The 23702-nt window shown below is 72.5% G+C and carries 18 protein-coding genes and 2 pseudogenes; 10 read left to right on the top strand and 10 right to left on the bottom strand.

The genetic code is table 11. The annotated features are described in order from the left end of the window. Positions 1 to 533, top strand: a pseudogene (locus H343_RS0122820) (transcription termination factor Rho); the annotation flags it as partial. A 92-nt stretch (positions 534 to 625) separates the two neighbouring features. Here H343_RS0122820 and msrB read toward each other — a convergent pair. The 4 genes from msrB to H343_RS0122800 all read right to left on the bottom strand — a co-directional run bounded on the left by msrB (position 626) and on the right by H343_RS0122800 (position 4250). Then, positions 626 to 1033: a peptide-methionine (R)-S-oxide reductase MsrB gene (gene msrB / locus H343_RS0122815; RefSeq protein ID WP_028433035.1), complete on the bottom strand. Its 408-nt coding sequence runs from the start codon at positions 1031 to 1033 to the stop codon at positions 626 to 628. Between the two features lie 70 nt (positions 1034 to 1103). Continuing rightward, complete coding sequence (murC, locus tag H343_RS0122810) at positions 1104 to 2588, bottom strand: UDP-N-acetylmuramate--L-alanine ligase (protein ID WP_028433034.1); 1485 nt, start codon at positions 2586 to 2588, stop codon at positions 1104 to 1106. Positions 2589 to 2762: 174 nt separating this feature from the next. Next, complete coding sequence (locus tag H343_RS0122805) at positions 2763 to 3230, bottom strand: hypothetical protein (protein ID WP_028433033.1); 468 nt, start codon at positions 3228 to 3230, stop codon at positions 2763 to 2765. Positions 3231 to 3344: 114 nt separating this feature from the next. Then, positions 3345 to 4250, bottom strand: coding sequence for a pyrimidine reductase family protein (locus tag H343_RS0122800; protein WP_028433032.1), 906 nt, complete (start codon positions 4248 to 4250; stop codon positions 3345 to 3347). Between the two features lie 184 nt (positions 4251 to 4434). Here H343_RS0122800 and zapE point away from each other — a divergent pair, with 184 nt between their 5' ends. Both zapE and H343_RS0122790 read left to right on the top strand, forming a co-directional pair. Continuing rightward, complete coding sequence (gene zapE, locus H343_RS0122795) at positions 4435 to 5562, top strand: cell division protein ZapE (RefSeq protein ID WP_028433031.1); 1128 nt, start codon at positions 4435 to 4437, stop codon at positions 5560 to 5562. Between the two features lie 119 nt (positions 5563 to 5681). After that, positions 5682 to 7085 carry an alkaline phosphatase PhoX gene (locus tag H343_RS0122790; protein ID WP_028433030.1) on the top strand — a complete coding sequence of 468 codons (1404 nt, stop codon included), beginning with the start codon at positions 5682 to 5684 and terminating at the stop codon, positions 7083 to 7085. Positions 7086 to 7190: 105 nt separating this feature from the next. On the opposite strand, the gene H343_RS0122785 is transcribed toward H343_RS0122790, so the two are convergent. The 3 genes from H343_RS0122785 to H343_RS0122775 are packed head-to-tail and all read right to left on the bottom strand — an operon-like array spanning position 7191 to position 10898. Further along, entirely contained in the window at positions 7191 to 9398 is a 2208-nt protein-coding gene (locus H343_RS0122785; RefSeq protein WP_028433029.1) for a xanthine dehydrogenase family protein molybdopterin-binding subunit, read from the bottom strand. Then, the gene (locus H343_RS0122780) at positions 9395 to 10384 is read right to left on the bottom strand and encodes an FAD binding domain-containing protein (protein WP_028433028.1); all 990 of its coding nucleotides are present in this window, start codon (positions 10382 to 10384) and stop codon (positions 9395 to 9397) included. Before H343_RS0122780 ends, H343_RS0122785 begins: the two co-directional genes overlap by 4 nt. Further along, positions 10371 to 10898, bottom strand: a complete 528-nt coding sequence (locus tag H343_RS0122775; RefSeq protein ID WP_051265789.1) for a (2Fe-2S)-binding protein — start codon at positions 10896 to 10898, stop codon at positions 10371 to 10373. Before H343_RS0122775 ends, H343_RS0122780 begins: the two co-directional genes overlap by 14 nt. A 326-nt stretch (positions 10899 to 11224) precedes the next feature. Here H343_RS0122775 and H343_RS32285 point away from each other — a divergent pair, with 326 nt between their 5' ends. From H343_RS32285 to H343_RS0122755, 3 genes and pseudogenes are all read left to right on the top strand, one after another. After that, a complete protein-coding gene (locus tag H343_RS32285; RefSeq protein WP_051265786.1) occupies positions 11225 to 11887 on the top strand; it encodes an aminoacyl-tRNA hydrolase in 663 nt (220 codons plus the stop codon). Between the two features lie 136 nt (positions 11888 to 12023). Beyond that, positions 12024 to 13386 (top strand): annotated as a pseudogene (locus tag H343_RS32280) (MbnB/TglH/ChrH family RiPP precursor modification enzyme). 268 nt (positions 13387 to 13654) lie between these two features. Then, a complete protein-coding gene (locus tag H343_RS0122755; RefSeq protein WP_028433024.1) occupies positions 13655 to 15295 on the top strand; it encodes an alpha/beta hydrolase in 1641 nt (546 codons plus the stop codon). A gap of 78 nt (positions 15296 to 15373) precedes the next feature. On the opposite strand, the gene hemQ is transcribed toward H343_RS0122755, so the two are convergent. Together hemQ and hemG are read right to left on the bottom strand one after the other, a co-directional pair. Next, positions 15374 to 16126, bottom strand: a complete 753-nt coding sequence (hemQ, locus tag H343_RS32275; RefSeq protein ID WP_051265784.1) for a hydrogen peroxide-dependent heme synthase — start codon at positions 16124 to 16126, stop codon at positions 15374 to 15376. 4 nt (positions 16127 to 16130) lie between these two features. Then, a complete protein-coding gene (gene hemG / locus H343_RS0122745; protein ID WP_037904755.1) occupies positions 16131 to 17603 on the bottom strand; it encodes a protoporphyrinogen oxidase in 1473 nt (490 codons plus the stop codon). 262 nt (positions 17604 to 17865) lie between these two features. On the opposite strand from hemG, the gene H343_RS0122740 reads away from it, so the two are divergent. After that, positions 17866 to 19272, top strand: coding sequence for an FAD-dependent oxidoreductase (locus H343_RS0122740; RefSeq protein WP_028433022.1), 1407 nt, complete (start codon positions 17866 to 17868; stop codon positions 19270 to 19272). Between the two features lie 79 nt (positions 19273 to 19351). Here H343_RS0122740 and hemE read toward each other — a convergent pair whose 3' ends face one another. After that, entirely contained in the window at positions 19352 to 20428 is a 1077-nt protein-coding gene (gene hemE / locus H343_RS0122735) for a uroporphyrinogen decarboxylase (protein ID WP_028433021.1), read from the bottom strand. 273 nt (positions 20429 to 20701) lie between these two features. Between hemE and H343_RS0122730 the strand changes: the two genes are divergently transcribed. The 3 genes from H343_RS0122730 to H343_RS0122720 all read left to right on the top strand — a co-directional run bounded on the left by H343_RS0122730 (position 20702) and on the right by H343_RS0122720 (position 23681). Beyond that, entirely contained in the window at positions 20702 to 21370 is a 669-nt protein-coding gene (locus H343_RS0122730; protein WP_028433020.1) for a DUF3000 domain-containing protein, read from the top strand. A 195-nt stretch (positions 21371 to 21565) separates the two neighbouring features. Beyond that, positions 21566 to 22240, top strand: coding sequence for a response regulator transcription factor (locus H343_RS0122725; protein ID WP_028433019.1), 675 nt, complete (start codon positions 21566 to 21568; stop codon positions 22238 to 22240). Positions 22241 to 22403: 163 nt separating this feature from the next. After that, positions 22404 to 23681, top strand: coding sequence for a ribonuclease D (locus H343_RS0122720; protein ID WP_028433018.1), 1278 nt, complete (start codon positions 22404 to 22406; stop codon positions 23679 to 23681). The last annotated feature ends 21 nt before the right edge of the window (positions 23682 to 23702 follow it).

Genomic DNA, 23702 nt, shown 5'->3' with positions numbered 1-23702 from the left:
TGGGGCACGACGTGGTGGTGCTGCTGGACAACATCACGCGGCTGGGTCGTGCCTACAACCTGGCGGCTCCGGCCTCGGGGCGGATCCTGTCCGGTGGTGTGGATTCCACGGCGCTGTATCCGCCGAAGAAGTTCTTCGGTGCGGCGCGCAACATCGAGGACGGGGGGTCGCTGACGATTCTGGCCGCGGCGCTGGTGGAGACCGGTTCGCGGATGGATGAGGTGATCTTCGAGGAGTTCAAGGGCACCGGCAACATGGAGCTGAAGCTGGACCGGAAGCTGTCGGAGAAGAGGATCTTCCCCGCGGTGGACGTGGACGCTTCGGGCACCCGCAAGGAGGAGATCCTCATGGCGGGCGACGAGCTGCAGATCATCTGGAAGCTCCGCCGGGTCCTGCACGCCCTGGACCAGCAGCAGGCCATCGAACTGCTGCTGGACAAGATGAAGCAGACCAAGTCCAACACCGAGTTCCTGCTCCAGATCCAGAAGAACACCCCCACCCCCGGCAGCGGAAACGGAAACGGCGGCGACTGACGCCGCCGCCGCTCGCACCTGACGGGCCCGGCGGGAGGGAATGCCACCGGCGCCGCCGCGACCGGCCCGTGCTCACGGCCCCGCGGACGTGCTCACGACTCCGCGGGGACCAGCCGGACCGAGATGCTGTTGATGCAGTAGCGCTGGTCCGTCGGCGTCGGATAGCCCTCGCCCTCGAAGACGTGGCCGAGGTGGGAGCCACAGCGCGCACACCGGACCTCCGTGCGGAGCATCCCCATCGAACGGTCCTGGATCAGCTCGACGGCTTCCGACTCGGCCGGGTCGTAGAAGCTCGGCCAGCCGCAGTGGGACTCGAACTTCGTGTCCGAACGGAAGAGTTCCGCGCCGCAGGCGCGGCAGTCGTAGACGCCGGTCGTCTTGGTGTCGGTGTACTCACCGGTGAAGGCGCGTTCGGTCCCGGCCTCCCGCAGCACCCGGTACTCCTCGGGGGTGAGCTCGGCCCGCCACTGCTCCTCCGGCTTGTCGATCTCGTACGCCACGCTGGGCCTCCTTCTGGTCCTTCGTCGCACTCCGTACGGGCTGCTGCCGGCGCCCTCTGCCTGTCAATCCTCAGTCCTGCGGCAGCAGGGCGAGAATCCTGGGCCCGAGCTCCGTCACATCACCCGCCCCCATGGTGAGAACGAGATCGCCGGGCCTCGCCATTCCCGCGATGATCTCGGGGCCCGCGATGATTTCGGGGCCCGCGATGGCCTCGGTGCCCGCGATGGTCTCGGACCCCGCCTGCGGCCCGGAGCCGCTGCCGGCGGGGGCGTGCCGCACGTCGGCGCCCGCGGCCCGTGCCGCGTCCACGATCAGCGAACTGGTGACCCCCGGGATCGGGTCCTCGCGCGCGGGATAGATGTCCAGCACGACGGAGGCGTCGGCCAGTGCCAGCGCCTCCCCCATCTCGGTCGCCAGCTCCTGGGTGCGGCTGAAGAGGTGCGGCTGGAAGAGGACCAGGACGCGTCCGTCTCCCGCCCCTCCCCTGATGGCTTCGAGGTCCGCGGTCATCTCGGTGGGGTGGTGGGCGTAGGAGTCGATGACCTGGACGCTGTTCGCCTCGCCCTTGAGCTGCAGGCGGCGCTGCACACCGGTGTAGGTGCCCAGGGCCTTGGCCAGCTCGCCCGCCGGGACGCCCATCTGGCTGCCCGCGACGAGGGCGGCGACGGCGTTGTGCGCGTAGTGCCGGCCGGGCACGAAGACGGCGAAGGTCAGCTCGTCGCCGTCGAGCAGGACCGTGACCTCGCTGGTCAGGCCGTGCGCGGTGACGTCGAGGACGCGGACGTCGGCGTCCTCGTCCTCGCCGTAGGTGCGCACCCGCACTCCCCCGCGCTCGCGCAGCCGGCGGGTCAGCTCGCGCGCGCCGTCGTGGTCGGCGGAGACGATGAGTGTGCCGCCGGGGCGCACGCGGTCGGCGAAGGTCTCGAAGGACTCGTAGATCTCCTCCATGGAGGCGTAGTTGGCGTGGTGGTCCAGCTCCACGTTGAGTACGACGGCCACCTCGGGGTCGTACTTGTGGAAACTGCGGTCGCTCTCGTCCGCCTCCGCGACGAAGATCTCCCCGCGGCCGTTGTGCGCGTTCGAGCCCGGCTCGTCGAGGTCGCCGCCGATGGCGTACGAGGGGTCGAGGCCGAGAGCGCCCAGCCCGACCGCGAGCATCGAGGTGGTGGTGGTCTTGCCGTGCGTCCCGGCGACGGCGAGGGGGCGGCACGCCTCCATCAGCGCCGCCAGCGCGTCCGAGCGGTGCACGACGGGGACGCCGCGCTCCTGGGCCGCGGACAGTTCCGGGTTGTCCGCCCGGATGGCGCTGGAGACGACGACTGCCGTGGCGTCCGGCGCCAGGTGCCCGGCAGCGTGACCGATGTGGACCTCGGCGCCCAGGCCGCGCAGCGCCTTCGTCGTGACCGACTCCCTGGCGTCACTGCCCTGGACACGCGCACCGCGCTGCGTGAGGATCTTGGCGATTCCGGACATCCCGGCGCCGCCGATGCCGATGAAGTGCGGACGGGCCAGGACCGACGGGACGGTGGGGCGGGTCGACGGGTCGGCTGCCATGCGGGCGCCTCCAGGGCTCGTGCTCTCGAAGTCGGGCGCGGCGCGCACCGTACGCGTGATGGCGGTGTCCGGTGCGCGCACGCCGCTCAGCCTATGCGCTGCGGACGCGCAGGACGGCCGCCGGTCGCGCACCCCGCTGTGCCTCCGGCCGCCCCGACCCGGCCGGCAGGCGCGCTATTCGGTGTGCGCGAACAGCTTCAGCACCGGAACGCCCACCTTGTGCCGTGCTCTGGTCGCCCAGTCGCGGTGGAAGAACTCCTCGACCAGATGCGGCGCGGTCAGCACGATGACCTCGTCCGCGCCGGACTCCTCGACGACGGTGGTGAGCACCTCGAGCGGCCGGTCCTCGATGACCCGGCCCTCCGCCTGAGCGCCTGCCTCCCTCAGCAGGGACAGCGAGTGCTCCAGGGCACGCTCTGCGGGCTCCTTGGTCTCCAGATCGTCCGGTTCGCTGCCCTCGCGCACGGCCGCGTCGAACTCCCCGAGCGCGACGTCGTCCAGGGCGCGCAGCAGCCGGTCCTGGTCGCCGCGCGGCTGTATGAGGACGACGAAGGAGACGGCCTCCTCGCCGTGCAGCGTCGTGACGAGTTCCACATCGTCGGACACCAGTGGTTTCTCGATCATCAATACGCTCGTGAACACGGCTGCGCCCTTCTCCCACATGGAGCCCGGCGGGCTCCGGAACGAACATCCTGCTCCCCCGCGTACGCGGGGCTCGCGCACACCAGTCTGCCCAGCAGCAGCGACAGCATCGCCCTAATCCACCGATTGTCCGATGCGCTGATAACGGGTGAAGAGAAACCCGTCCTCCTCCAGTACCCCCACGAGGCGGAAGTCCACAGGCACCGCCACCTCGCCTCCGCTGACGATCCGCGACGCGTCACCCGAGGTCACGCGCGGCGCGATCGTCAGACAGACCTCGTCCAGCACGTCCCCCTCGACCAGTTGGCCCAGCAGCCGCGGGCCGCCTTCCGTCAGCAGGCGGCGCATCCCGCGCTCCGCGAGCGCCCCGGGCAGCCGTGCGGGGTCGACGGCCGCCCCCTCACCGGCGAAGACGACGTCCGCGCCGGCCCGCCGGGCGGCGGCGACACGGTCGGAGGGAGCCGCTGCTCCGGTCACCAGCACCGTCGGTACCGGGGGACGCGTGAACAGCGGCAGGGAGAAGTCCAGATCGAGCCCGGCGCTTACCACGGCGATGGCCGGCGCGGGGCTCTGTCCGGCCGCCGCGCGCCGGCGTGCGAAGACCTCACGCTCGCGCGCGGGCCGGTAGCCCTCCTGACGTACGGTCTGCGCCCCCACGACCACCGCGTCCGCCAGCCCCCTCAGCACACCGAAGACGCGCATGTCCGCGTCGCACGACAGCGGTTGGGAACGGCCGTCGTGCCAGGCGGCGCCGTCGAGCGAGGAGACCATGTTGGCGCGCAGCCACACGCCGCCGCCGTCCCCGCCGTCCCCGCCGTCCCCGCCGTCCCCGCCGTCCCCGCCGTCCCCGCCGTCCGCAGCCTGCGGATAGGCGTACGCACGGGCCAGCGCCTCGATGCTCCACGGGCCGGTGCCGTCGGAGACGGAATCGGGACCGGAGGAGGGTGCGGGGGCGGGCGGCCGGGCGGCCCGGTCGTCAGCGGTGCAGTCGTCAGCGGTGCGGGGGAACAGACGTCGCATGCAGCGCAGTTTGGCACGCTGCCGCCGCAGCCCTCCGCCGTGCCGGAGCGGTCGGCGGCGGGCGGCGGAGGGCTTGCCCCGTGCCCGGACCGGCGGCCGAACCGGGCACGCCCGCTCGACGCAGCGGTCACACGCACCGGCCGCCGTTCCCCGACGGGCAGGCCCTGCCTGCCGCGGCACTAGCATGAAGAGCGTGTCCCCCTCCCTCGACTCCCCCGGCTCTCCCGGCTCCCCCGACCGGCTGCCCGCGGGGACGGGCGCGCCGCTCTCCCTCAGCGACCGCCGGCCGCAGGTCCCCGCCGAACGTCTCGTCGCCGAGATGGTGCCTCCCCCGCGCTTCGACTCGGTCCGCTTCGAGACCTACGTTCCGGACCCGGACCGGCCCAGCCAGAGCGAAGCCGTGCGGGTGCTGCGTGCCTTCGCCGGCGCGACGGACGACGGCAGGAGCGGGAGCAGCCGCCGGAAGAGGTGGTTCAGGCGCGGTTCCGGTTCGGCGGCCGCCTCCTCGGGGCCGCGCGGTATCTACCTCGACGGCGGCTACGGCGTCGGCAAGACGCACCTGCTCGCCTCGCTCTGGCACGCGACCGACGCACCCGCCGAGCGCAAGGCGTTCGGCACGTTCGTGGAGCTGACGAACCTCGTCGGAGCGCTCGGCTTCCAGCAGACCGTACGGACCCTCGGGGAGCACCGGCTGCTGTGCATCGACGAGTTCGAACTCGACGACCCCGGTGACACAGTCCTCGTCTCCAGCCTGCTCAGCCGCCTCGCCGAGCAGGGAGTGGCCCTGGCCGCGACATCGAACACACTCCCGGGCAAGCTCGGCGAGGGACGGTTCGCCGCCGCCGACTTCCTGCGCGAGATCCAGGGGCTGGCCGCGCACTTCCGGGCCGTGCGCATCGACGGTGAGGACTACCGGCACCGCGGTCTTCCGGCGGCGCCCGCGCCCTTCGACGGGGAAGCCGTCGCCGGGGCGGCCCACCGCATACCGGGCGCCTCCCTGGACGGCTTCCCCGACCTGCTCACCCATCTCTCCGCGGTCCACCCGAGCCGTTACGGCGCACTGGTCGACGGCGTGCGGGCGGTCTGCCTCACGGAGGTGGGACCGGTGCCCGACCAGTCGACGGCGCTGCGGCTGGTGGTCCTCGCCGACCGGCTCTACGACCGCGAGCTGCCGGTGCTCGTCTCCGGCGCCCCCTTCGACGAGCTGTTCAGTGCGGAGATGCTCGAAGGCGGCTACCGGAAGAAGTACTTCCGCGCCGTCTCGCGGCTGACCTCGCTCGCCCGCGACGGCGAACGCCTCCTCCGCGCCTGACCGGCGGCCCGGCCGGGCACCCCTCCCATGCGCGCGGAGACTGCTGCCGCGCCTAGTGCTCGCACACCCGTCCGCGTGGTAGACACACCTGGTACCTGGCCGCCAACAGGGAGTTCCTCATGTCGACCACACGACGTCAAGTGCTGGCAAGATCGGGCGCGATGGGCGCAGGAATCGCCTTCTCGGGCGCCCTCTCCGAGCTGTTCACGGGCACCGCAGCCGCTCAGGGCACCGGGGGACGTTCGGGCTACGGACCGCTCGTCCCGGACCCGAAGGGCGTGCTGGACCTGCCCAAGGGCTTCCGCTACAAGATCCTCTCCCGCGAGGGCCGCGAGATGTCCTCCGGCGAGGGCAAGGCGCCCAGCAACTTCGACGGGATGGCGGCCTTCGCCGTCCACGGCCACGGCCACGGCAACCGCCACGGCCACCGGCACGGCTCGACCTGGCTCGTGCGCAACCACGAGAACCGCATGGACGCCGAGCACCGCGTTCCCGTGGTCGACGGGCTCACCTACGACCCCGAGGCCCTGGGCGGCTGCACCCTCCTGGAGCTGGACCGGGACGACGACGTCCTGCAGGAGCGGGTCGGGATCGCCGGCACCTCGACGAACTGCGCGGGCGGCCCCAGCCCCTGGGACACGTGGCTGACCTGCGAGGAGACCGAGTTCAAGGCCGGCGAGGAAGGCTACTCCAAGGACCACGGCTTCATCTTCGAGGTCGGTTTCCGGCACGACCGGCCCACCTCTGTGGAGCCGCTGACCGCGATGGGCCGGTTCCAGCACGAGGCCATCGCGTTCGACCCGCGCAACGGCGTGATCTACGAGACCGAGGACGCCTTCGAGCACCCCTTCGGGCTCTTCTACCGTTTCCTGCCCGAGAAGCCCCTCGGCGGCCACGGCTCGCTGCACGCAGGCGGCAAGCTTCAGGCCATGAGGGTGCCCGGGGTGCCGGACCTGTCGGCGGTCGTCGAGCCCGGCGAGAGCTTCGACGGGATCGAGTGGGTCGACGTCCCCGACCCGCTCGCCAAGGAAACCGCCATCCGCCACCAGGACTTCGGCAAGGACGGCATCACCCACGCCCAGAAGCTGGAGGGCTGCTACTGGGGCGGCAGGTACGTCTACTTCGTCTCCAGCTACGCCAAGAGCGAGGAGGGCTCTCAGGGCGACCACTACGGGCAGGTCTGGCGCTACGACCCCAAGCGCAAGCAGCTCACGCTCGTCGTCATCTTCGGCCCGGACTCGGACCTGGACATGCCGGGTGAGGAGCCGGACAACATCTGCCTGGCGCCGAACGGCGGGCTGATGGTCTGTGAGGACGGCGAGGGCGAACAGCACGTCTACGGCCTGACGAAGCACGGCGCGGTCTACCCGATGGCCCGCAACCGGCAGGACATCGGCACGCCCGAGGAGCCCGCGTGGGGCGAACTCGCGGGCGTCGCCTTCTCTCCCGACAGCAGCACGATGTACTTCAACTGCTACGACCCGGGCACCACGTTCGCGGTGACCGGTCCCTGGAAGCACTGACCCGCGCCCTGCCGCGGTTCGGCGGGTGCCGCACCGGGGCGGGAGCGTGCCGTACGCACGTTCCCGCCCCGGTGCGGCCCGTCGTCCGTCAGGGGCGCGTCACGCTCACAGCAGGGTGTCGAGTGTGATCGGCAGGGACCGGACGCGCCTGCCCGTCGCGTGGTGCACGGCGTTCGCCACCGCCGCCGCGATCCCGACCAGTCCGATCTCGCCGACTCCCTTGGTGCCCAGCGGCGTCGCCCGGTCGGCCTCCCCCACGAAGACGACGTCCATGTCCGTCACGTCCGCATTGACGGGCACGAGATAGTCGCCGAACGTGGCATTCGCGATACGGCCGGTCCCCTCGTCCGTCTCCGTCGCCTCGAACAGCGCCTGACCGATGCCGCCGACGGTTCCGCCGATGATCTGGCTGCGGGCCGTCTTCTCGTTGAGGATCCGGCCGCCGTCGATCGCCGACACCACCCGGGCGACGCGGATGACGCCGAGGTCCGCGTCCACGCGCACCTCCACGAACTTCGCCCCGAACGCCCCCGCCGGAGCCATGCCCAGTACCGACGGATCGGCGGGCGTACTGGCCCCGTCGGCGGTCACCTCCTCCAGGCCGTGCCGGTCCAGGATGTCCGCGAACGACTCGCCCCGCCCCGGGTCGCCGCGCACATGCATACGGCCGCCGCCGACGGCCACCTCCCCGGCACCGCATCCCCGCAGCGGCGAGCCCGCGTCCTCCCGCACCAGGTCGAGGACACGCCGGAGGACCCCGCCGCACGCGTCGTCCACCGCTGTGGCCAGCGCGCCGGTCAGCCCCGAGCCGCCCGCCTGCGGGGAGTTGGGCATGTCGGAGTCGCCGAGGTCGAAGCGCACCCGTTCCAGCGGAATGCCGAGCGCTCCGGCCGACACCTGCGTCATCACGGTGTACGTGCCGGTCCCGATGTCCGTCGCGGCGCTTCGGACGAGGGCGCTGCCGTCCCGGTGGAGGGTCGCGCGGGCGTTGCACGGCGCGGCGTACCAGGGGTAGCTGACACCGGCCATCCCGTATCCGACGAGCCAGTCACCGTCCCGCATGGAACGCGGCTCCGCCTCGCGGCCGTACCAGCCGAACCTTTCGGCGCCGGCCTCGTAGCACTCCCTGAGCGCGTTGCTCGACCAGGGCATGCCGTTCCCCGGGTGGACCCTGGCGTGGTTGCGCAGCCGCAGTTCGAGCGGATCGGTCTCCAGGGCGAGGGCGAGTTCGTCCAGCGCGGACTCGAGGGCGAAATTGCCCTGACCGATCGCCGGTGCACGCATGGAGGTGGGCGCGGTGACGTTGAGGCGCGTCAGGCTGTCCCTGGTGACCACGTTGGGACAGGCGTAGGCGGCCGCCGACGTCGCCGCCACCGGCTCGAAGTCGTCGTCCTCCATCGCGAGGGAGGACGTGGCGCGGTGGTCGAGCGCCACCAGCCGTCCGTCCCGGTCCGCTCCGAGGGCGATCCGCTGGACACTGCTAGGACGGTGACCGACCGAGGTGAACATCTGGGGCCGGGTGAGGACGAGTTTGACGGGCCGCTTCGTCATGCGGGCGGCGAGCACGGTCAGGACGACGTGCGGCCACACGCGCAGACCGTTGCCGAACGCCCCTCCCACGTAGGGCGCCAGCACCCTCACGGCGCTCTCCGGCACGTCGAAGACCTTCGCGAGAGTGGCGCGCGCCATCGCGGGCCACTGGGTCGAGTCGTGGACGGTGAGCGTGTTCTCCTCCCAGGTCGCCACCGTCGCGAAGAGGCCCAGCGGGTTGTTGGTGTTGTCGGGCGTGGTGTACGTGGCCGAGACCTTGACGTCGGCCGAGTCGAGCGCCTCCGCGGCGGAGCCCCATTCGCTGTCCAGGCCCCAGGGGTTCTCGCCCCGCTCGGCGCGCGGATCGTCGGTCCGTGTGACGGGCTCCTCACTGTCGTAGGCGACTTCGACCAGCCGGGCGGCGGACGCCGCCTGCTCCGGTGTCTGTGCGACCACCAGGGCGACGTGCTGACCGTGGTGCAGGATGCGGTCGTCCTGGAAGGGGAGGGGCGGTGACGCACCGAGGGCGGTCATCGGGCTGTCGGGCAGACGGGGCGTGTTGCGGTGGGTGATGACGGCCAGCACACCGGGGGCCGTCTGGGCCGCTCTGGTGTCCAGTTCACGGATGCGTCCCGCGGCGACGGTGCTCTGGACGAGGGCGGCATGCGCCTGCCCGGGCACGTTGACGTCGCTGGGATAAGCGGCGGCTCCGGCCGTCTTGCGGGCTCCGTCGACGCGGTCGACGCCTTCTCCGACGAGGGGTGCGGCTTCGGCGAGGCTCATGGCGCGACTCCTGAGACGGTCCGCAGGGCTCGTACGAGGGTGCGCTGGGCGAGTTCGACCTTGAAGGCGGTGCCGGGGACGGTCCAGGCTCCCTCCACCGCGGCTGCCGCGGCCTCACGGAAGGTCTCCTCGCTCGCGGCCGAATCGGTGAGGACCTGCTCGGCCTCCAGCGAGCGCCACGGCTTCGAGGCGACTCCCCCCAGTCCGACGCGGGCCTGGCTGATCGTGCCGTCCTTCACCGTGAGTGCGACGGCAGCCGACGCCAGGGCGAACTCGTAGGAGGCGCGGTCGCGGACTTTGACGTAGCCGGACGCGGACTTCTCCGGCAGGCGGGGAACGGTGACGCCCGTGATCAGCTCACCGTGCACGAGGACGTTCTCGACGTCGGGGCTGGTGGAGGCTTCCCGGTAGAACTGCGTCAGCGGCACGCTGCGGCGCCCTGAGGTTCCCTGGATGTGGACCACGGCGTCCAGCGCGACCAGTGCGACGGCCAGGTCGGAGGCGTGGACGGCGATACACCGTTCGCTGACGCCGAGGATCGCGTGCATCCTCGCGGTGTGGGCGACGGCGGCACAGCCCGACCCGGGAGCGCGCTTGTTGCACTCGGGCACGGTGGGGTCACGGAAGTAGCGGCAGCGGGCCCGCTGGAGGAGATTGCCGCCGATGGTCGCCATGTTGCGCAGCTGGGTGGAGGCGCCAAGCAGCAGCGCCTGACGGACCACCGGGAGATGCTCGGCAACCGTGGGATCAGCGGCGAGTTCCTCCATCGTCGTGAGCGCCGCGACGTGCAGTCCCTCGTCGGTCCGGGTGACGCCGCGCAGGGGGAGGCGGGTGATGTCGACCAGCCGCTCCGGCCCGAGCACTCCGTCCTTCATCAGGTCGAGCTGCGTGGTGCCGCCCGCGAGGTACGACGCGGCGGGGTCCGCGGCGAGGAGGTTGACGGCCTCGTCGACGTCGGCGGCGCGTGCGTAGTCAAAGGGAAGCATCCGCGCCTCCCGTCGACGCCACCTCGCGCACGGCGGCCACGATGTTGGTGTACGCACCGCAGCGGCAGAGGTTGCCGCTCATGAACTCGCGGACGTCCTCGTCCGAGCCTGCCCTGCCCTCCTTCAGCAGGGCCGCGGCCGACATGATCTGACCGGGTGTGCAGAAGCCGCACTGGAAGCCGTCGTGGCGGACGAAGGACTCCTGCAGGGGGTGCGGGCCGTCCGAGCCGATCAGTCCCTCGATGGTGGTGACCTCCCTCTCCTCGCACTGTGCGGCCAGCGTCAGACAGGCAAGGACGCGCTTGCCGTTGACGTGCACGGTGCACGCCCCGCAGGCGCCCTGGTCGCAGCCCTTCTTCGTCCCGGTCAGACCCATGTGGTCGCGCAGCGCGTCGAGCAGGGTGACCCTCGCGTCGAGATACAGCTTGTACTGGCGCCCGTTGACGGACAGCACGACCGGCACGTCGGGCACCGGCCGGGCGGTCTGCCGTTGCCCTTTCAGGGCCTTGGCCATCGCCTTCTCCTCCCTCGTGGGGGACGCCGTTGCGGCGTCGTGGCTGAGGAGGGGCATGTGCCTGGCGGCGCTGCGGCGCGCCGGGTCCGTCGCACGCACCCGGCGGTCCGCGTCCCCGCACACCTACCCGCTCGCAATAATCAGATATTCGCAAAACCGGCATTAAGAATAATTGCCCCGGGGTTCGCGCGGTGCAGCGCTGAGCCGACACGCCGGAGGTCGCCACCGGAGACCGCGGCCAGCACTGCGGCGGACCGCCCCTTCCTCCGGCCGACTCCGCCCGCTCCCGCGGAAGTTGCCCCGACGGTCGCTGGCAGACTGACCGGGTGAGCCACGCACAGGAGTACGCACTTCCACTGGTGGTCCGCGTGGAGCGCGACGAACCGCCGGACCTGACCGACGCGCTCGAGACCGCGGCCCGCGCGGTGCTCACCTTCCTCGCCGACGAACGCAGCAACGGCGACGGCGAGTGGGCGGAGTCCGTACGGCTGTGGGAGGGAAGCGCGATCCGCAAGGTGGTGCGCCGCGCCCGTAAGGGGGACTGGCGCCGGGCCGCCGCCCTGCCGGGCCTCACGGTGACCGGCGGAACGGCCACCGTTCGGGTGGCCCCGCCCGTACCCGTGGACGACTGGCCGAGGGACCTGGCACGGCTGCAGGTCTCCGGCACCGAACTGACGGACGGGAGCCCGCCGCCGCGGCCGGCTGACGGACAGCCCGTGCTGTGGCTCGCCCCGGACCTCGGGATGTCGGCGGGCAAAGCGATGGCGCAGGCGGCGCACGGAGCGCAGCTGGCATGGTGGGCGCTGCCCGCAGCGGCCCGCGCCCACTGGCACGGAACGGGCTTTTCGCTCGCCGTACGCACCGCGCCGGGAGCGGCGGAGTGGAAGAGGCTGGTCAGCGGCGGACTGCCGGTCGTGCGCGACGCGGGATTCACCGAGATCGCGGCCGGCTCATGCACCGTCGTCGCCGACCATCCAGCGCTGCGCTGACGCTGAGGAGCGTACGGACCAACCTCAGATCTCGCTCTGAACCGGCGGCGTGGGCGGTTCGACCCCGCCGACCGTGGCAGAAGCCGGTGGGGGACGGACGCGGCAGCACGGGCGCACGGAGGGAAGGGAGTCGCACATGGAGGGGACACCGCCGGGTGTGCGGCTGGGCACCGGTATCGGCTGGCGGCCCGAGATCGCCGACGGCATCGAGGCGCTGCCGGGCATCGACTGGGTCGAGGTGGTCTCGGAGAACATCTGTCCCGGTCACCTCCCGGACCCGCTGCTGCGGCTGCTCGAACGCGGCACGACAGTCGTGCCGCACGGAGTCTCGCTCGGGCTCGGCGGTGCCGAACTGCCCGACGGGCAGCGGCTGGCGGCCCTCGCCGAACGGGCCGAGGCGCTGCGGGCGCCGCTGGTCACCGAGCACATCGCCTTCGTACGCGCCGGCGGCCCCCTCACCGGGACCCCTCGGATGGAGGCGGGCCACCTGCTGCCCGTCCCGCGCACCTGGGACGCGCTGCGCGTCCTGTGCGAGAACGTGCGCATCGCGCAGGAAGCCCTGCCCGTACCGCTCGCAATGGAGAACATCGCCGCACTCGTCAACTGGCCCGGCGAGGAGATGACCGAGGGCCAATTCCTCGCCGAACTTGTCGAACGCACCGGCGTAGGGCTGCTCATCGACGTCGCCAACCTGCACACCAACCACGTCAACCGCGGCGAGGACCCGGCCTCCGCGCTGGACGAACTGCCGCTGGAGGCACTGGCGTACGTACATGTGGCGGGCGGCGTCGAACGGGACGGCGTCTGGCACGACAGCCACGGCCACCCTGTGACGCGGCCCGTACTGGACGTGCTGGAGACGCTGTGCGCGCGGACAGTGCCCGGTGGCGTCCTGCTGGAACGGGACGAGAACTTCCCACCCGTGGCCCGACTAGCGGAGGAGCTCGACAGCATCCGGGCCGTGCTCGGCGGCGGCAGCGCACAGCGGGCGGGGCACCATGGCTGACAATCCAGACAACCCAGACAAGACAGACAGGGCTGACGAGACAGGCGGGGCGGACGCGGAAGAAGCCGCGGAGACCGCCGCCGCACGGGAGCGGCTCGCACAGGCACAGGCCGGACTGCTGGCGGCGCTGGTCGCCGGTGCGCCCGTGCCCGCGGGGTTCGACGCGGACAGGCTCGCCGTACAGCGGCGTGCGCTGACCGCCAAGCGTGCCGACGTCGTGGCGAAGGTGGCGCCCGAACTACCGCGGATACTGGGCGAGAAGGCATACCGCTCGGCCTTCGCCGCGTACGCGCGGGGCCGGCCGCTCACCGACGGCCACCGGCGCGACGCGCTGGACTTCGTCCGGCACGTGCTGGACGAGGGCGGCGCGGACGGGCGCGGCACGCGCAGGGAGCTGCGCCGCTGGTGGCGGGAGCGTTCCGGGCCGGCGCCGCTGCCCCGAGGACGCCCGCGGCGGCTGCTGCGCCTGCCGCGGACGGGCTTCGGCCTCTGAGGCCCGGCTGGGACCGGGCTGAGGCCGGCAGCGGAGGGCTTCGTACCGCCGGGGTGCTGACGCACGTGAAGACCGCCGCCCGGACACGCACACCAGTGGGGGCCGTCGCTGCATCGGGCGCATTGACGCCGACACCGGCCCCTGGTGCTTTACTTCGCCAACTGACCTGCCGAGCCTTCCACTTGTCACGCATCGCGCACGGACGGACACGCAACGCCCCGCGTGTGTCCGTCCGTCTCTCCACGGCACAAGAGGAACGAGGCACTCAGTGCGTTCAGCCGCGCTCCACGGCACGCTCGGCGCCCTGGTCCTGACAGCCGCCACCGTCGTCACGGGCGGCGGTACCACCAACTCCCTGCCCCTGCCCCTGCGGGAGGCCCGCCAGGACGCCGGCACGGCGGAGGCGGCAGAAGCGGCGGCGACCGCCGGGATCGAGTGGCGGACGTGCCCGCCCGCCGAGGACCTCTCCGGCACGGGGCCCGGCGTCCAGTGCGGCGAGGTCACCGTGCCCGTCGACTACGCCCTGCCGGATGGCGAGAGGATCGGACTCACCGTCAGCCGCAGACGCGCGACCGGTCCCGCCGAGGAGCGGCAGGGACCACTGCTGCACAACCCGGGCGGCCCCGGCGCGAGCGGAATGGCCTTCCCGCTGTCGGCACGGATGGCGGGCGGCGTGTGGAAGAAGCTCAACAGGGCCTACGACCTCGTCGGTTACGCACCCCGCGGTGTCGGGCGTTCGGCACCGCTCAGCTGCCGGGAGCCGGGGAAGGCGGAGAGAGGACCCACGCGCTCGCCGCGTGAGCCGTCCTCCTCCTTCAAGCGGAGGATGCGGGAGAAGGCAGCCGCGTACGCGGCGGACTGCGCGCGAAAAGAAGGCGAGAGGCTCAACCACTGGACCACGCGCGACAACGCCCGCGACCTCGACGTGCTGCGCGCCGCCCTCGGCGGCGGAAAGCTGAACTTCCTGGGAACCTCCTGGGGCAGCTACCTGGGCTCCGTCTACGCCACGCTCTTCCCCGGGCACGTACGCCGGCTGGTCCTCGACAGCGTCGTCGATCCCCGCCCCGAGAAGATCTGGTACCGCTCGGCGCTCGACCAGAGCCTCGCCTTCGAACGCCGCTGGAACGACTGGAAGAGGTGGGTGGCCCGGCACCACTCCGTCTACGGGCTCGGCCGCACGGCACACGCCGTGCAGCGCCACTTCGACGAGGTGCGCGACACTCTCGACCGCAGACGCGTGGGCGGATCGGCCGGCAGCGGGGTCGGATCGAGGCAACTTCTCGCCGGCTACCTCGCCGTCGGCCACGACGAGGACTCCTGGGACCGGCACGCCGCGGCGCTCGCGGACTTCCACAGAGGCGACCCGCGGCCGCTGGTCGGCCTGGCCGCACCGGCACCCGGGCCCGGCCCCGGCACGGCCGCGGCGGCCCGTGCGGAGAACGGCGACGCCGTACACCGCGCCGTGCAGTGCTCCGACGCGCCGTGGCCGCGCGCATGGTCGCGCTGGGACCGCGACCACACCCGGCTCGCCCTCCGCGCCCCGTTCCAGACCTGGGAGAACGCCTGGCAGAACCTTCCCTGCGCCTACTGGAAGGGCAGGCGGTCCCGCCCCGTGGAAGTGGGCACCCGGCCCGGCGAACTGCCGCCGGTGCTGCTCCTCGCCGCCACACGCGACCCCGCCACTCCCTACCGGGGCGCGGTGGAGACGTGGCACCGCCTGTCCGGCTCCTCCCTCGTGACCGAGAAGGGCGCCGGCACGCACGGCGTCGCCGGCGGCAACAGATGCGCGGACAGGCACCTGGCCGCGTACCTGCTGCACGGGACGGCACCCGAGAGCCGCGCGGCCACATGCCCCGCGCGCCCCTCGCCGCAGCCGCAGCGGGAGCCCGGGCACGGCTCGCGGAGCTAGTGCTGTGGCCGGGAAGGTTCACCGGCTCGCGGCATAACCGGCACGGAGGGCACGACGCCGGTACTGCCAGCAGGACGCTCAGACGCCCGTGCCGCCCGCACCCCCGCCCGGCCCCTGCAGCAGCCCGGCCAGCAGCTCACCGACCGGCTTGCGCCGCCCCGTGTAGAAGGGCACCTCTTCCCGTACGTGCATGCGCGCCTCGGAGCCGCGCAGATGCCGCATGAGGTCGACGATGCGGTGCAGTTCGTCGGCCTCGAACGCGAGAATCCACTCGTAGTCGCCGAGTGAGAAGGCGGGCACCGTGTTCGCCCGTACGTCCGGGAAGCCGCGCGCCATCTTCCCGTGGTCGGCGAGCATCCGCCGGCGGTCCTCGTCGGGCAGGAGATACCACTCGTAGGAGCGCACGAACGGATAGACGCTCACATACGCCCGCGGCTCCTCCTCCGCCACGAAGGCCGGTACGTGCGACTTGTTGAACTCGGCCGGCCGGTGCAGCGCCATGTTCGACCACACCGGCTCCAGCGCCCGTCCCAGCCGTGTGCGGCGGAAACGGTTGTAGGCCTCCTGGAGCGCGTCGGAGGAGCCGGCATGCCACCAGACCATGATGTCCGCGTCGGCCCGCAGCCCCGAGACGTCGTAGGTGCCGCGCACGACGACGTCCTTCTCGGCGAGCTGCGCGAACAGCTCCTCCACCTCGTCCGCGTAGCGGGAGTGGTCCTCGGACAGTTCGTCGCGCAGCCGGAAGACCGACCAGAGGGTGTATCGCACGACCTCGTTGAGGTCCTTGGCCTTCTTGCCCGCGTGGGGCGCCTTCCCAGGTGCAGCAGTCATGGCCCTATTCTCGCGCGCTGTGCGGAACGCCCTGCGCGAGGGTCTCCCGCGCCGCGCGCTGTCCGCTCGCGACGCACGCGGGGATGCCCACTCCCTCGTACGCCGCTCCGCACACCGCCAGTCCGGGCACCCGTGCCACAGCCGTACGGACACGCTCCACGCGCTGCGTATGGCCGACCGGGTACTGGGGCAGCCCGCCGTTCCAGCGGGTCACGATCTGGTCGGCGGGCCGTGCCGAGACCCCGGCCGCGTCGCGCAAATCACGCAGCGACAGCTCGACGAGCCCGGCGTCGTCACGCTCCAGCACGGCTTCCTCCGTGTGCCGCCCGAGCGAGGTCCGCAGCACGAACAGTTCGCGGTCCTGCGCGGCCACCCAGCCCCACTTGTTGCTGGAGAAGGTGGAGGCCTTGATGGAACGGCCGTCCACGGGCGGCACCAGGAAGCCGCTGCCCGACGGCGTCCGCTCCAGGTCGGCGCGCCGGAACGCCAGGGTGACCAGAGCCATCGACGCGTACTCCACGGCATCCAGCTCCGCCGCCGCCACGGGCACCGCTCCCGCGAGCAGCCGGGCGGCCTGCGGCGCGGGCACCGCGAGGACGACCGCGTGGGCGCTCAGGCACTCGCCGCTCCGCGTGATCACCTGCCACCGCCCTGCGCCCGGCTCCGCGTCCGCTCCCGCTCCCGCCCCCGACGGCGACGGCGACGGCGACGGCCCACTGTCTGCCGCCGGACCGGCGCGCAGCTCCGCCACCGGAGTGCCGGTGCGGATGCGGGCACCGGCAGCCCTGCAGGCCGCCGCCACCGCCCCCGGCAGCCTTCCCACACCGCCCCTGATCCCCATGAACACGGGAGAGTCCGCGGGCTGTACGGGCGCCCGCGCCTGCAGGGCGCGCACTCCGGCCAGCAGCGAGGGCTCCCCGCGCGCGGCCTCGAAGAGCTGCGGCACCGCCGCGCGCATCGAGATCCGGTACGCGTCACCGGCGTACACGCCGCCCAGCAGAGGTTCGACGAGACGGTCCACGACCTCGCGGCCCAGCCGTGCCGCCACGTACTCGCCGATCGCGACGTCCTCGCCCATGGCTGTGGGCGGCAGCCCGGCATCCTGCGCGAGACGGGCGAGGCCCTCGGCGGAGAGCAGTCCGCGCAGCGCGTCCGGATCACCGGGTACGCCCATCACATGCCCTTTGGGCATCGGGCACAGCTCACCGCGCGACCAGATCGCGGCGCCCGCGGCCGCCGGTGCTTCCAGGGCCTCGCCGAGCCCCGCCGCCCGCGCGAGTTCCACCGCTTCGGGCCGCCGCGCCAGCATCGCCTCCGCGCCCAGATCGACCTCGGCACTCCCGGCGATCCGGCCGGTCAGCAGCTTCCCGCCGAGACGCCCGGAGCCCTCCAGCACGGTCACCGTCGCGCCGCCCTCCAGCAGCCCCTTCGCCGCGGCCAGCCCTGAGATCCCCCCGCCGATCACGATCACATGCATACGACCACTCTCGCAGAGCACCGGGTGGGGACGGACGACGCCCGGTCGGTGCCGCGGCCGGCACCAGTGCTGTGGCCGGGAAGGTTCACCGGCTCGCGACGCCCGGCAAACCTTCCCGGCCACAGCACTAGCGTGGGCAGTGCACCCGCGGGCGCGGACAGTTCGGTTCTTCTCCGGTTCGGTACTTCCCGGTCCGGTTCTTTTTCGGTTCTCACATGACGACGCGTGACCTCGCGCGTCCAGGACGGAGGGAGCAGACCTCATGGCTGCTGCACGCCGGATGGTGGTCGTGGGCGGGGACGCGGCGGGCATGTCCGCCGCATCCCAGGCCCGCAGGCTCAAGGGCCCGGACGAGCTGGAGATCGTCGCCTTCGAACGGGGCGACTTCACCTCCTACTCCGCATGCGGAATCCCGTACTGGATCGGCGGTTCCGTGCACGCGCGGGACGACCTGATCGCCCGTACGCCCCAGGAGCACCGCGACCGCGGCATCGAAGTGCGCATGCGGACCGAGGTCACCGAACTCGACCTGGACCGGCAGCGGGTGCGCGCCCGTGAGCGCTCCGGCGGCGGGCGGGAGAGCTGGACGGACTTCGACGAACTCGTCGTCGCGACCGGTGCCCGCCCGATGCGCCCGCCGCTGCCCGGCATCGACGCCGAGGGCGTGCACGGCGTGCAGTCCCTGGAGGACGGCCAGGCGGTGCTGGAGAGCCTGCGTGCCACGGCGGACGGCTCCCGCGGAGGCGGGCGGCGTGCCGTGGTCGTCGGCGCGGGCTACATCGGCGTGGAGATGGCGGAGGCACTGGTGCAGCGCGGCTTCGAGGTGACGGTCGTGGACCGGGCCGCCCAGCCCATGACGACCCTCGATCCGGACATGGGCGAGCTGGTGCGCGACGCCATGTGCGAGATGGGCATGGAGGTGGTTACGGGCGCGGAGGTCACGGCGGTGGAGACGGGCGAGGACGGACGTGTCCGCGCCGTCTCGACGAAGGACACCACCTACCCCGCGGACGTGGTCGTACTGGGCATGGGCGTCGTCCCCGAGAACTCACTCGCCCGGGATGCCGGGCTACCCCTCGGCGAGTCGGGCGGCCTGCTGACCGATCTGGCCATGCGCGTGCGCGGACGGGAGAACGTGTGGGCGGGCGGCGACTGCGTCGAGGTCCTCGACCTGGTCTCGGGCCGTACCCGGCATGTGGCGCTGGGCACGCACGCCAACAAGCACGGGCAGGTCATCGGGGCGAACATCGGCGGCGGGTACGCCACGTTCCCCGGCGTCGTCGGCACCGCCGTCAGCAAGGTCTGCGACCTGGAGATCGCGCGTACGGGTCTGCTGGAGCACCAGGCCCTCCGGGTGGGGCTGCAGTTCGTGACGGTCACGACCGAGGCGACCAGCCGCGCGGGCTACTTCCCCGGCAGCGAGCCGATGCGCGTGAAGATGCTCGCCGAGCGCGGTACGGGACGGCTGCTGGGCACACAGATCGTCGGGCGCGCGGGAGCGGGCAAGCGTGTGGACATCGCCGCCGTCGCCCTGACCGCGGGGATGACGGTCGAGCAGATGACCTATCTCGACCTGGGCTACGCGCCGCCCTTCTCTCCCGTGTGGGATCCGGTGCTGACCGCGGCACGCAAGGCGCGAGGCGCGGTCGCCGGCACACGCGGGCAGTAGCGCGCGGGGCGGGCGGGCCGGGCGCGCGGGCGGCGCGGGCCGGACGCGCGGAACGGAAACCGCCGCTGCCGCTCTCCCGTCAGCTCTCCGCGCGGCCCGTGCTCTGCTCGTGCACGTACGACACGAGGCGGGTCAGCGCATCCGGGTCGGTCTGAGGCAGCACACCGTGCCCCAGGTTGAAGATGTGACCCTCCAGCCCGCGCGCCGCGTCCAGTACCCGCTGCGCCTCGGTCTCCACGGCCGCGGGCGGAGCGAAGAGCACGGCCGGGTCGAGGTTGCCCTGCACGGCCTTGCCGGGACCGGTCCTGCGGGCGGCCTCGTCCAGCGGCACCCGCCAGTCCGCACCGACGACGTCCGCTCCCGCCTCACCCATGGCGCCCAGCAGCTCTCCCGTGCCGACACCGAAATGGATGCGCGGCACACCGTAGGGAGCCACCGCCCGGAAGACCTTCGTGGAGGCGGGCAGGACGGAGCGCCGGTAGTCGGCGAGGGAGAGCGCGCCCGCCCAGGAGTCGAAGAGCTGTACGGCCGAGGCGCCCGCCTCGATCTGCACCTTCAGGAAGACGGAGGTGATGTCCGCGAGCCGCTCCAGCAGCGCCGCCCACAGCTCGGGGTCGCCGTACATCAGCGCCTTGGTGTGCTCGTGATTGCGGGACGGTCCGCCCTCGACGAGGTAGCTGGCCAGCGTGAAGGGGGCGCCGGCGAAGCCGATGAGCGGTGTTCCGCCGAGCTCGCGCGTGAGCTGGCCGACGGCCTCGCTGACGTAGTGGACGTCAGCGGGGTCGAGCGGGCGCAGCCGCTCCAGGTCCGCCCACGTCCGTACGGGCGTCTCGACGACCGGCCCGACACCGGGCTTGATGTCGAGGTCGACGCCGATGGCCTTGAGCGGGACCACGATGTCGCTGAAGTAGATCGCGGCGTCGACACCGTGACGGCGAACGGGCTGCAGCGTGATCTCGGTGACCAGATCGGGGCGCATGCAGGAGTCGAGCATGGCGATGCCCTCGCGCAGCTTCCGGTACTCCGGAAGGGACCGTCCGGCCTGCCGCATGAACCACACCGGCGTGTGCGGTACGGGCTCACGCCTGCACGCCCTGATGAAGGCGGAGTCCCGGGGGTCGGTCGGCTGGCCCGTCACGCGGTCGTTGACACTCACACCCCGAGTCTCCCATGCGCCACGGGACGTCCGTTCCCCGGTGATGCCCCGGAGCACCGGACGGTGCGCGGCGGGACCGCCGCGTCACCCGGCCCGTTCCCGTGCGCCTCGCCCGGAGCCGTCGCTTGTCGGCCAAATCTCCGCGGCCGGACCCGCGCCACCCGCCCCGTGACCGCCCTCCCGGCGCGGAGACCTCCTCAACACCCATCAGTCTTCGGCCACTTGCGAGTGTCCCTACGGGTCTGCGGCGCCCCGTCGCCCTACTCTTCGGCCATGGCAGCGGCTCGACCAGAGATGACGGAGGGCTCCGGGAGCTCGGGCGGCGACGGCGCCCCGCTCCCCTTCCAGCGCGCGGTGGAGGCCCTGAAGGCCGCGGGCACACGGCCGGAGGTCCAGCTGTCCGGCCTGCCCGCGCCCAAGCGCCTCGCGCCGCACAGCTTCGCGCTGTCGGCCACGGTGGCGGACACGGAGGACGGCGGGGACGCGGCGGAGCTCGCCGACGGCCGCTTCGTGCTGCTGCACGACCCCTCGGGCCAGGAGTCGTGGCAGGGCACGTTCCGCGTGGTGACGCTGTGCCGCACCGAGCTGGAGCCGGAGATGGCCGGGGACCCGCTGCTGCCCGAGGTGACGTGGTCGTGGCTGACGGGTGCGCTGGAGGTGCGGGAGGCGCTCTACTCCGACCCGAGCGGAACGGTCACCCGCTCCGGCTCCTCCTTCTTCGGCGGTCTGGACGAGCGGCCGCCGCAGACCGAGCTGGAGATCCGCGCGAGCTGGACTCCGCGTCCCGAGGATCCGGCGGCGCCGGACGCGCTGCCCGACATGGCAGCCCATCTCACCGCGTGGGCCGAGCTGCTGTGCCAGTGCGCGGGACTGCCGCCGGACACGGGCGACGGGGCCACCGTCGTCTCACTGCCCAAACGCCGCGGACCGCAGCCGCTGTGACGGGCACGGCGGCCGTCCGGCACGTCGAGCGACTGTCCGAATCATGGAAATAAGGGTCATCAATTGGTGATCATTCCCTAAAGGGGCACTCACGACCTGCCGAAGAGGTCTATGACCCTTCCACACGGAACACCCCGGACTCACACCGCACGGTCACCGGAATCGTTCCGTCCGCAGCCAGCCCTCGGAGGCCCGGTGTCTGTTCTTCTTGAGCACCCCACAAGCCTGGTCGCCTACCGCCCGAACAAGCCGACCGCCATGGTCGTCGTGGCCGACCCCCGCGTCCGCTCCACCGTGACCCGCCACCTGTGGGCTCTCGGCGTTCGGGACGTGATCGAGGCGTCGTCGATCGCGGAGGCACGTCCCCGAGTCGGCAATCCGCGCGACATCTGCGTGGCCGACGTCCATCTCCCGGACGGCTCGGGCCTGAGCCTGCTGTCCGAGACCCGAGCCGCGGGCTGGCCGAACGGGCTGGCCCTCTCCGCCGCCGACGACATCGGTGCCGTACGCAACGCCCTCGCGGGCGGCGTCAAGGGCTACGTCGTCACCGGCACCCGCAACAATCTCGGCGCCATGCCGACACGGCACGGCGCGGCGCCCATCGGTGCCGCCGCCGCGCGTATGCACCGCCGTCCCGGCGGCGGCCCCGGAGGCCCGGGGCACCCGGGCGGGCAGCGCGAACTGTCCGGACGCGAGGTCGAGGTGCTGCGGCTGGTTGCGGAGGGCCAGTCCAACAAGGCGATCGGCGTATCCATGGGCCTCTCGGCCCTGACGGTGAAGTCCCACCTGGCCCGTATCGCGCGGAAGCTGGGCACCGGCGACCGTGCAGGCATGGTCGCGGTGGCGCTCCGTACGGGCATCATCCACTGAGCCGAGCGCACGGACTCCGGGGCGCCCGCCGGCGGCACGACCGTCGGCGGGCGCCCTTTGCACGCGCACCACGGGCGGTGCTCCGTGCCGTTTCCGGTGGTACGAACAACGATCTGCCCGGACATTCGGACAACCACCCGCCGCGCGCAGATACTCTTGCCCGGTGACCGACGCCCAAGAGACCGCATCAGCAAACGCAGCTCAGGCCCCGCCCGAGGAAGCGGACCCCGGTCCGGCGCCGGTCCCTCTTCTGGCGCCCCGGGAGGGCGTCCCGCCCGTGACCGCGGACCCGGAGGGGCTGGCGGAGGTGATCGATGCCTTCGCCTCCGGCAGCGGCCCGGTCGCCGTCGACGCCGAACGCGCCTCGGGCTACCGGTACGGGCAGCGGGCGTATCTCGTGCAGCTCCGGCGCGAGGGTGCGGGAAGCGCGCTGATCGACCCGGTGGGCTGCCCCGACCTGTCCGCCCTGGGCGATGTGCTGGCCGACGCGGAATGGGTCCTGCACGCTGCCACCCAGGACCTGCCCTGTCTGCGTGAGATAGGCATGGTGCCCCGGCGGCTGTTCGACACCGAGCTGGCCGGACGGCTGGCGGGTTACGCGCGCGTCGGGCTGGGCGCGATGGTCGAGAACGTGCTCGGCTACGCCCTGGAGAAGGGCCATTCCGCCGTCGACTGGTCGACGCGTCCGCTGCCCGAACCGTGGCTGCACTACGCGGCGCTCGACGTCGAGCTGCTGATCGACCTGCGGGACGCGCTGGAGGAGGAGCTGGGACGGCAGGGCAAGCTCCCCTGGGCGCGGCAGGAGTTCGAGGCCATCGCCACGGCCCCGCCCCCGCCTCCCCGCAAGGACCCCTGGCGGCGCACGTCCGGGATGCACAAGGTGCGGCGGCGCCGGCAGATGGCGGTCGTACGGGAGCTGTGGACGGCGCGGGACAGGATCGCGCAGAAGCGGGACGTCTCGCCGGGCAAGGTGCTCACGGACGCGGCCATCGTCGAGGCGGCGCTCGCGCTGCCCTCGGACGCGCGGGCGCTGTCCGCCCTGCCGGGTTACGGGCACCGGATGGGCCGCAAGCAGCTGGACCAGTGGCAGACGGCCGTCGACCGGGCGAAGGAGCTGCCGGAGTCGGCGCTTCCGCAGCAGAGCCAGACTCCCAACGGCCCGCCTCCGCCGCGCTCCTGGGCGGACAAGGACCCCGCCGCCGCGGCTCGGCTCACCGCCGCGCGGACCGCGGTGACCGCTCGCGCCGAGGAGCTGAACCTGCCGCAGGAGAATCTGCTGACGCCGGACACGGTGCGGCGCCTGTGCTGGCAGCCGCCCGGCACGTGCACGGAGTCGGAGGTCGTCTCGGCACTGCGTGCGCTGGGGGCCCGTGAGTGGCAGATCGAGGAGACCGCGACGCTGCTGACGGACGCGCTGGCGACGCCCGCACCGTCCGAGTAGCGGCCCGGGAGCCCCGGTGGC

This window comes from Streptomyces sp. TAA204 (assembly GCF_000424965.1).
This window is presented reverse-complemented; position numbering and strand designations above follow the sequence as displayed.

Bases quoted from the DNA above. Each gene is read 5' to 3' on its own strand.
- H343_RS0122790 (WP_028433030.1), top strand. From the start codon at position 5,682: ATGTCGACCACACGACGTCAAGTGCTGGCAAGATCGGGCGCGATGGGC.
- H343_RS0122800 (WP_028433032.1), bottom strand. From the start codon at position 4,250: ATGCGACGTCTGTTCCCCCGCACCGCTGACGACTGCACCGCTGACGAC.
- H343_RS0122785 (WP_028433029.1), bottom strand. From the start codon at position 9,398: ATGAGCCTCGCCGAAGCCGCACCCCTCGTCGGAGAAGGCGTCGACCGC.
- murC (WP_028433034.1), bottom strand. From the start codon at position 2,588: ATGGCAGCCGACCCGTCGACCCGCCCCACCGTCCCGTCGGTCCTGGCC.
- hemQ (WP_051265784.1), bottom strand. From the start codon at position 16,126: ATGACTGCTGCACCTGGGAAGGCGCCCCACGCGGGCAAGAAGGCCAAG.
- zapE (WP_028433031.1), top strand. From the start codon at position 4,435: ATGAAGAGCGTGTCCCCCTCCCTCGACTCCCCCGGCTCTCCCGGCTCC.
- hemG (WP_037904755.1), bottom strand. From the start codon at position 17,603: ATGCATGTGATCGTGATCGGCGGGGGGATCTCAGGGCTGGCCGCGGCG.
- H343_RS0122780 (WP_028433028.1), bottom strand. From the start codon at position 10,384: ATGCTTCCCTTTGACTACGCACGCGCCGCCGACGTCGACGAGGCCGTC.
- H343_RS0122730 (WP_028433020.1), top strand. From the start codon at position 20,702: ATGGCAGCGGCTCGACCAGAGATGACGGAGGGCTCCGGGAGCTCGGGC.
- H343_RS0122740 (WP_028433022.1), top strand. From the start codon at position 17,866: ATGGCTGCTGCACGCCGGATGGTGGTCGTGGGCGGGGACGCGGCGGGC.
- H343_RS0122775 (WP_051265789.1), bottom strand. From the start codon at position 10,898: ATGGCCAAGGCCCTGAAAGGGCAACGGCAGACCGCCCGGCCGGTGCCC.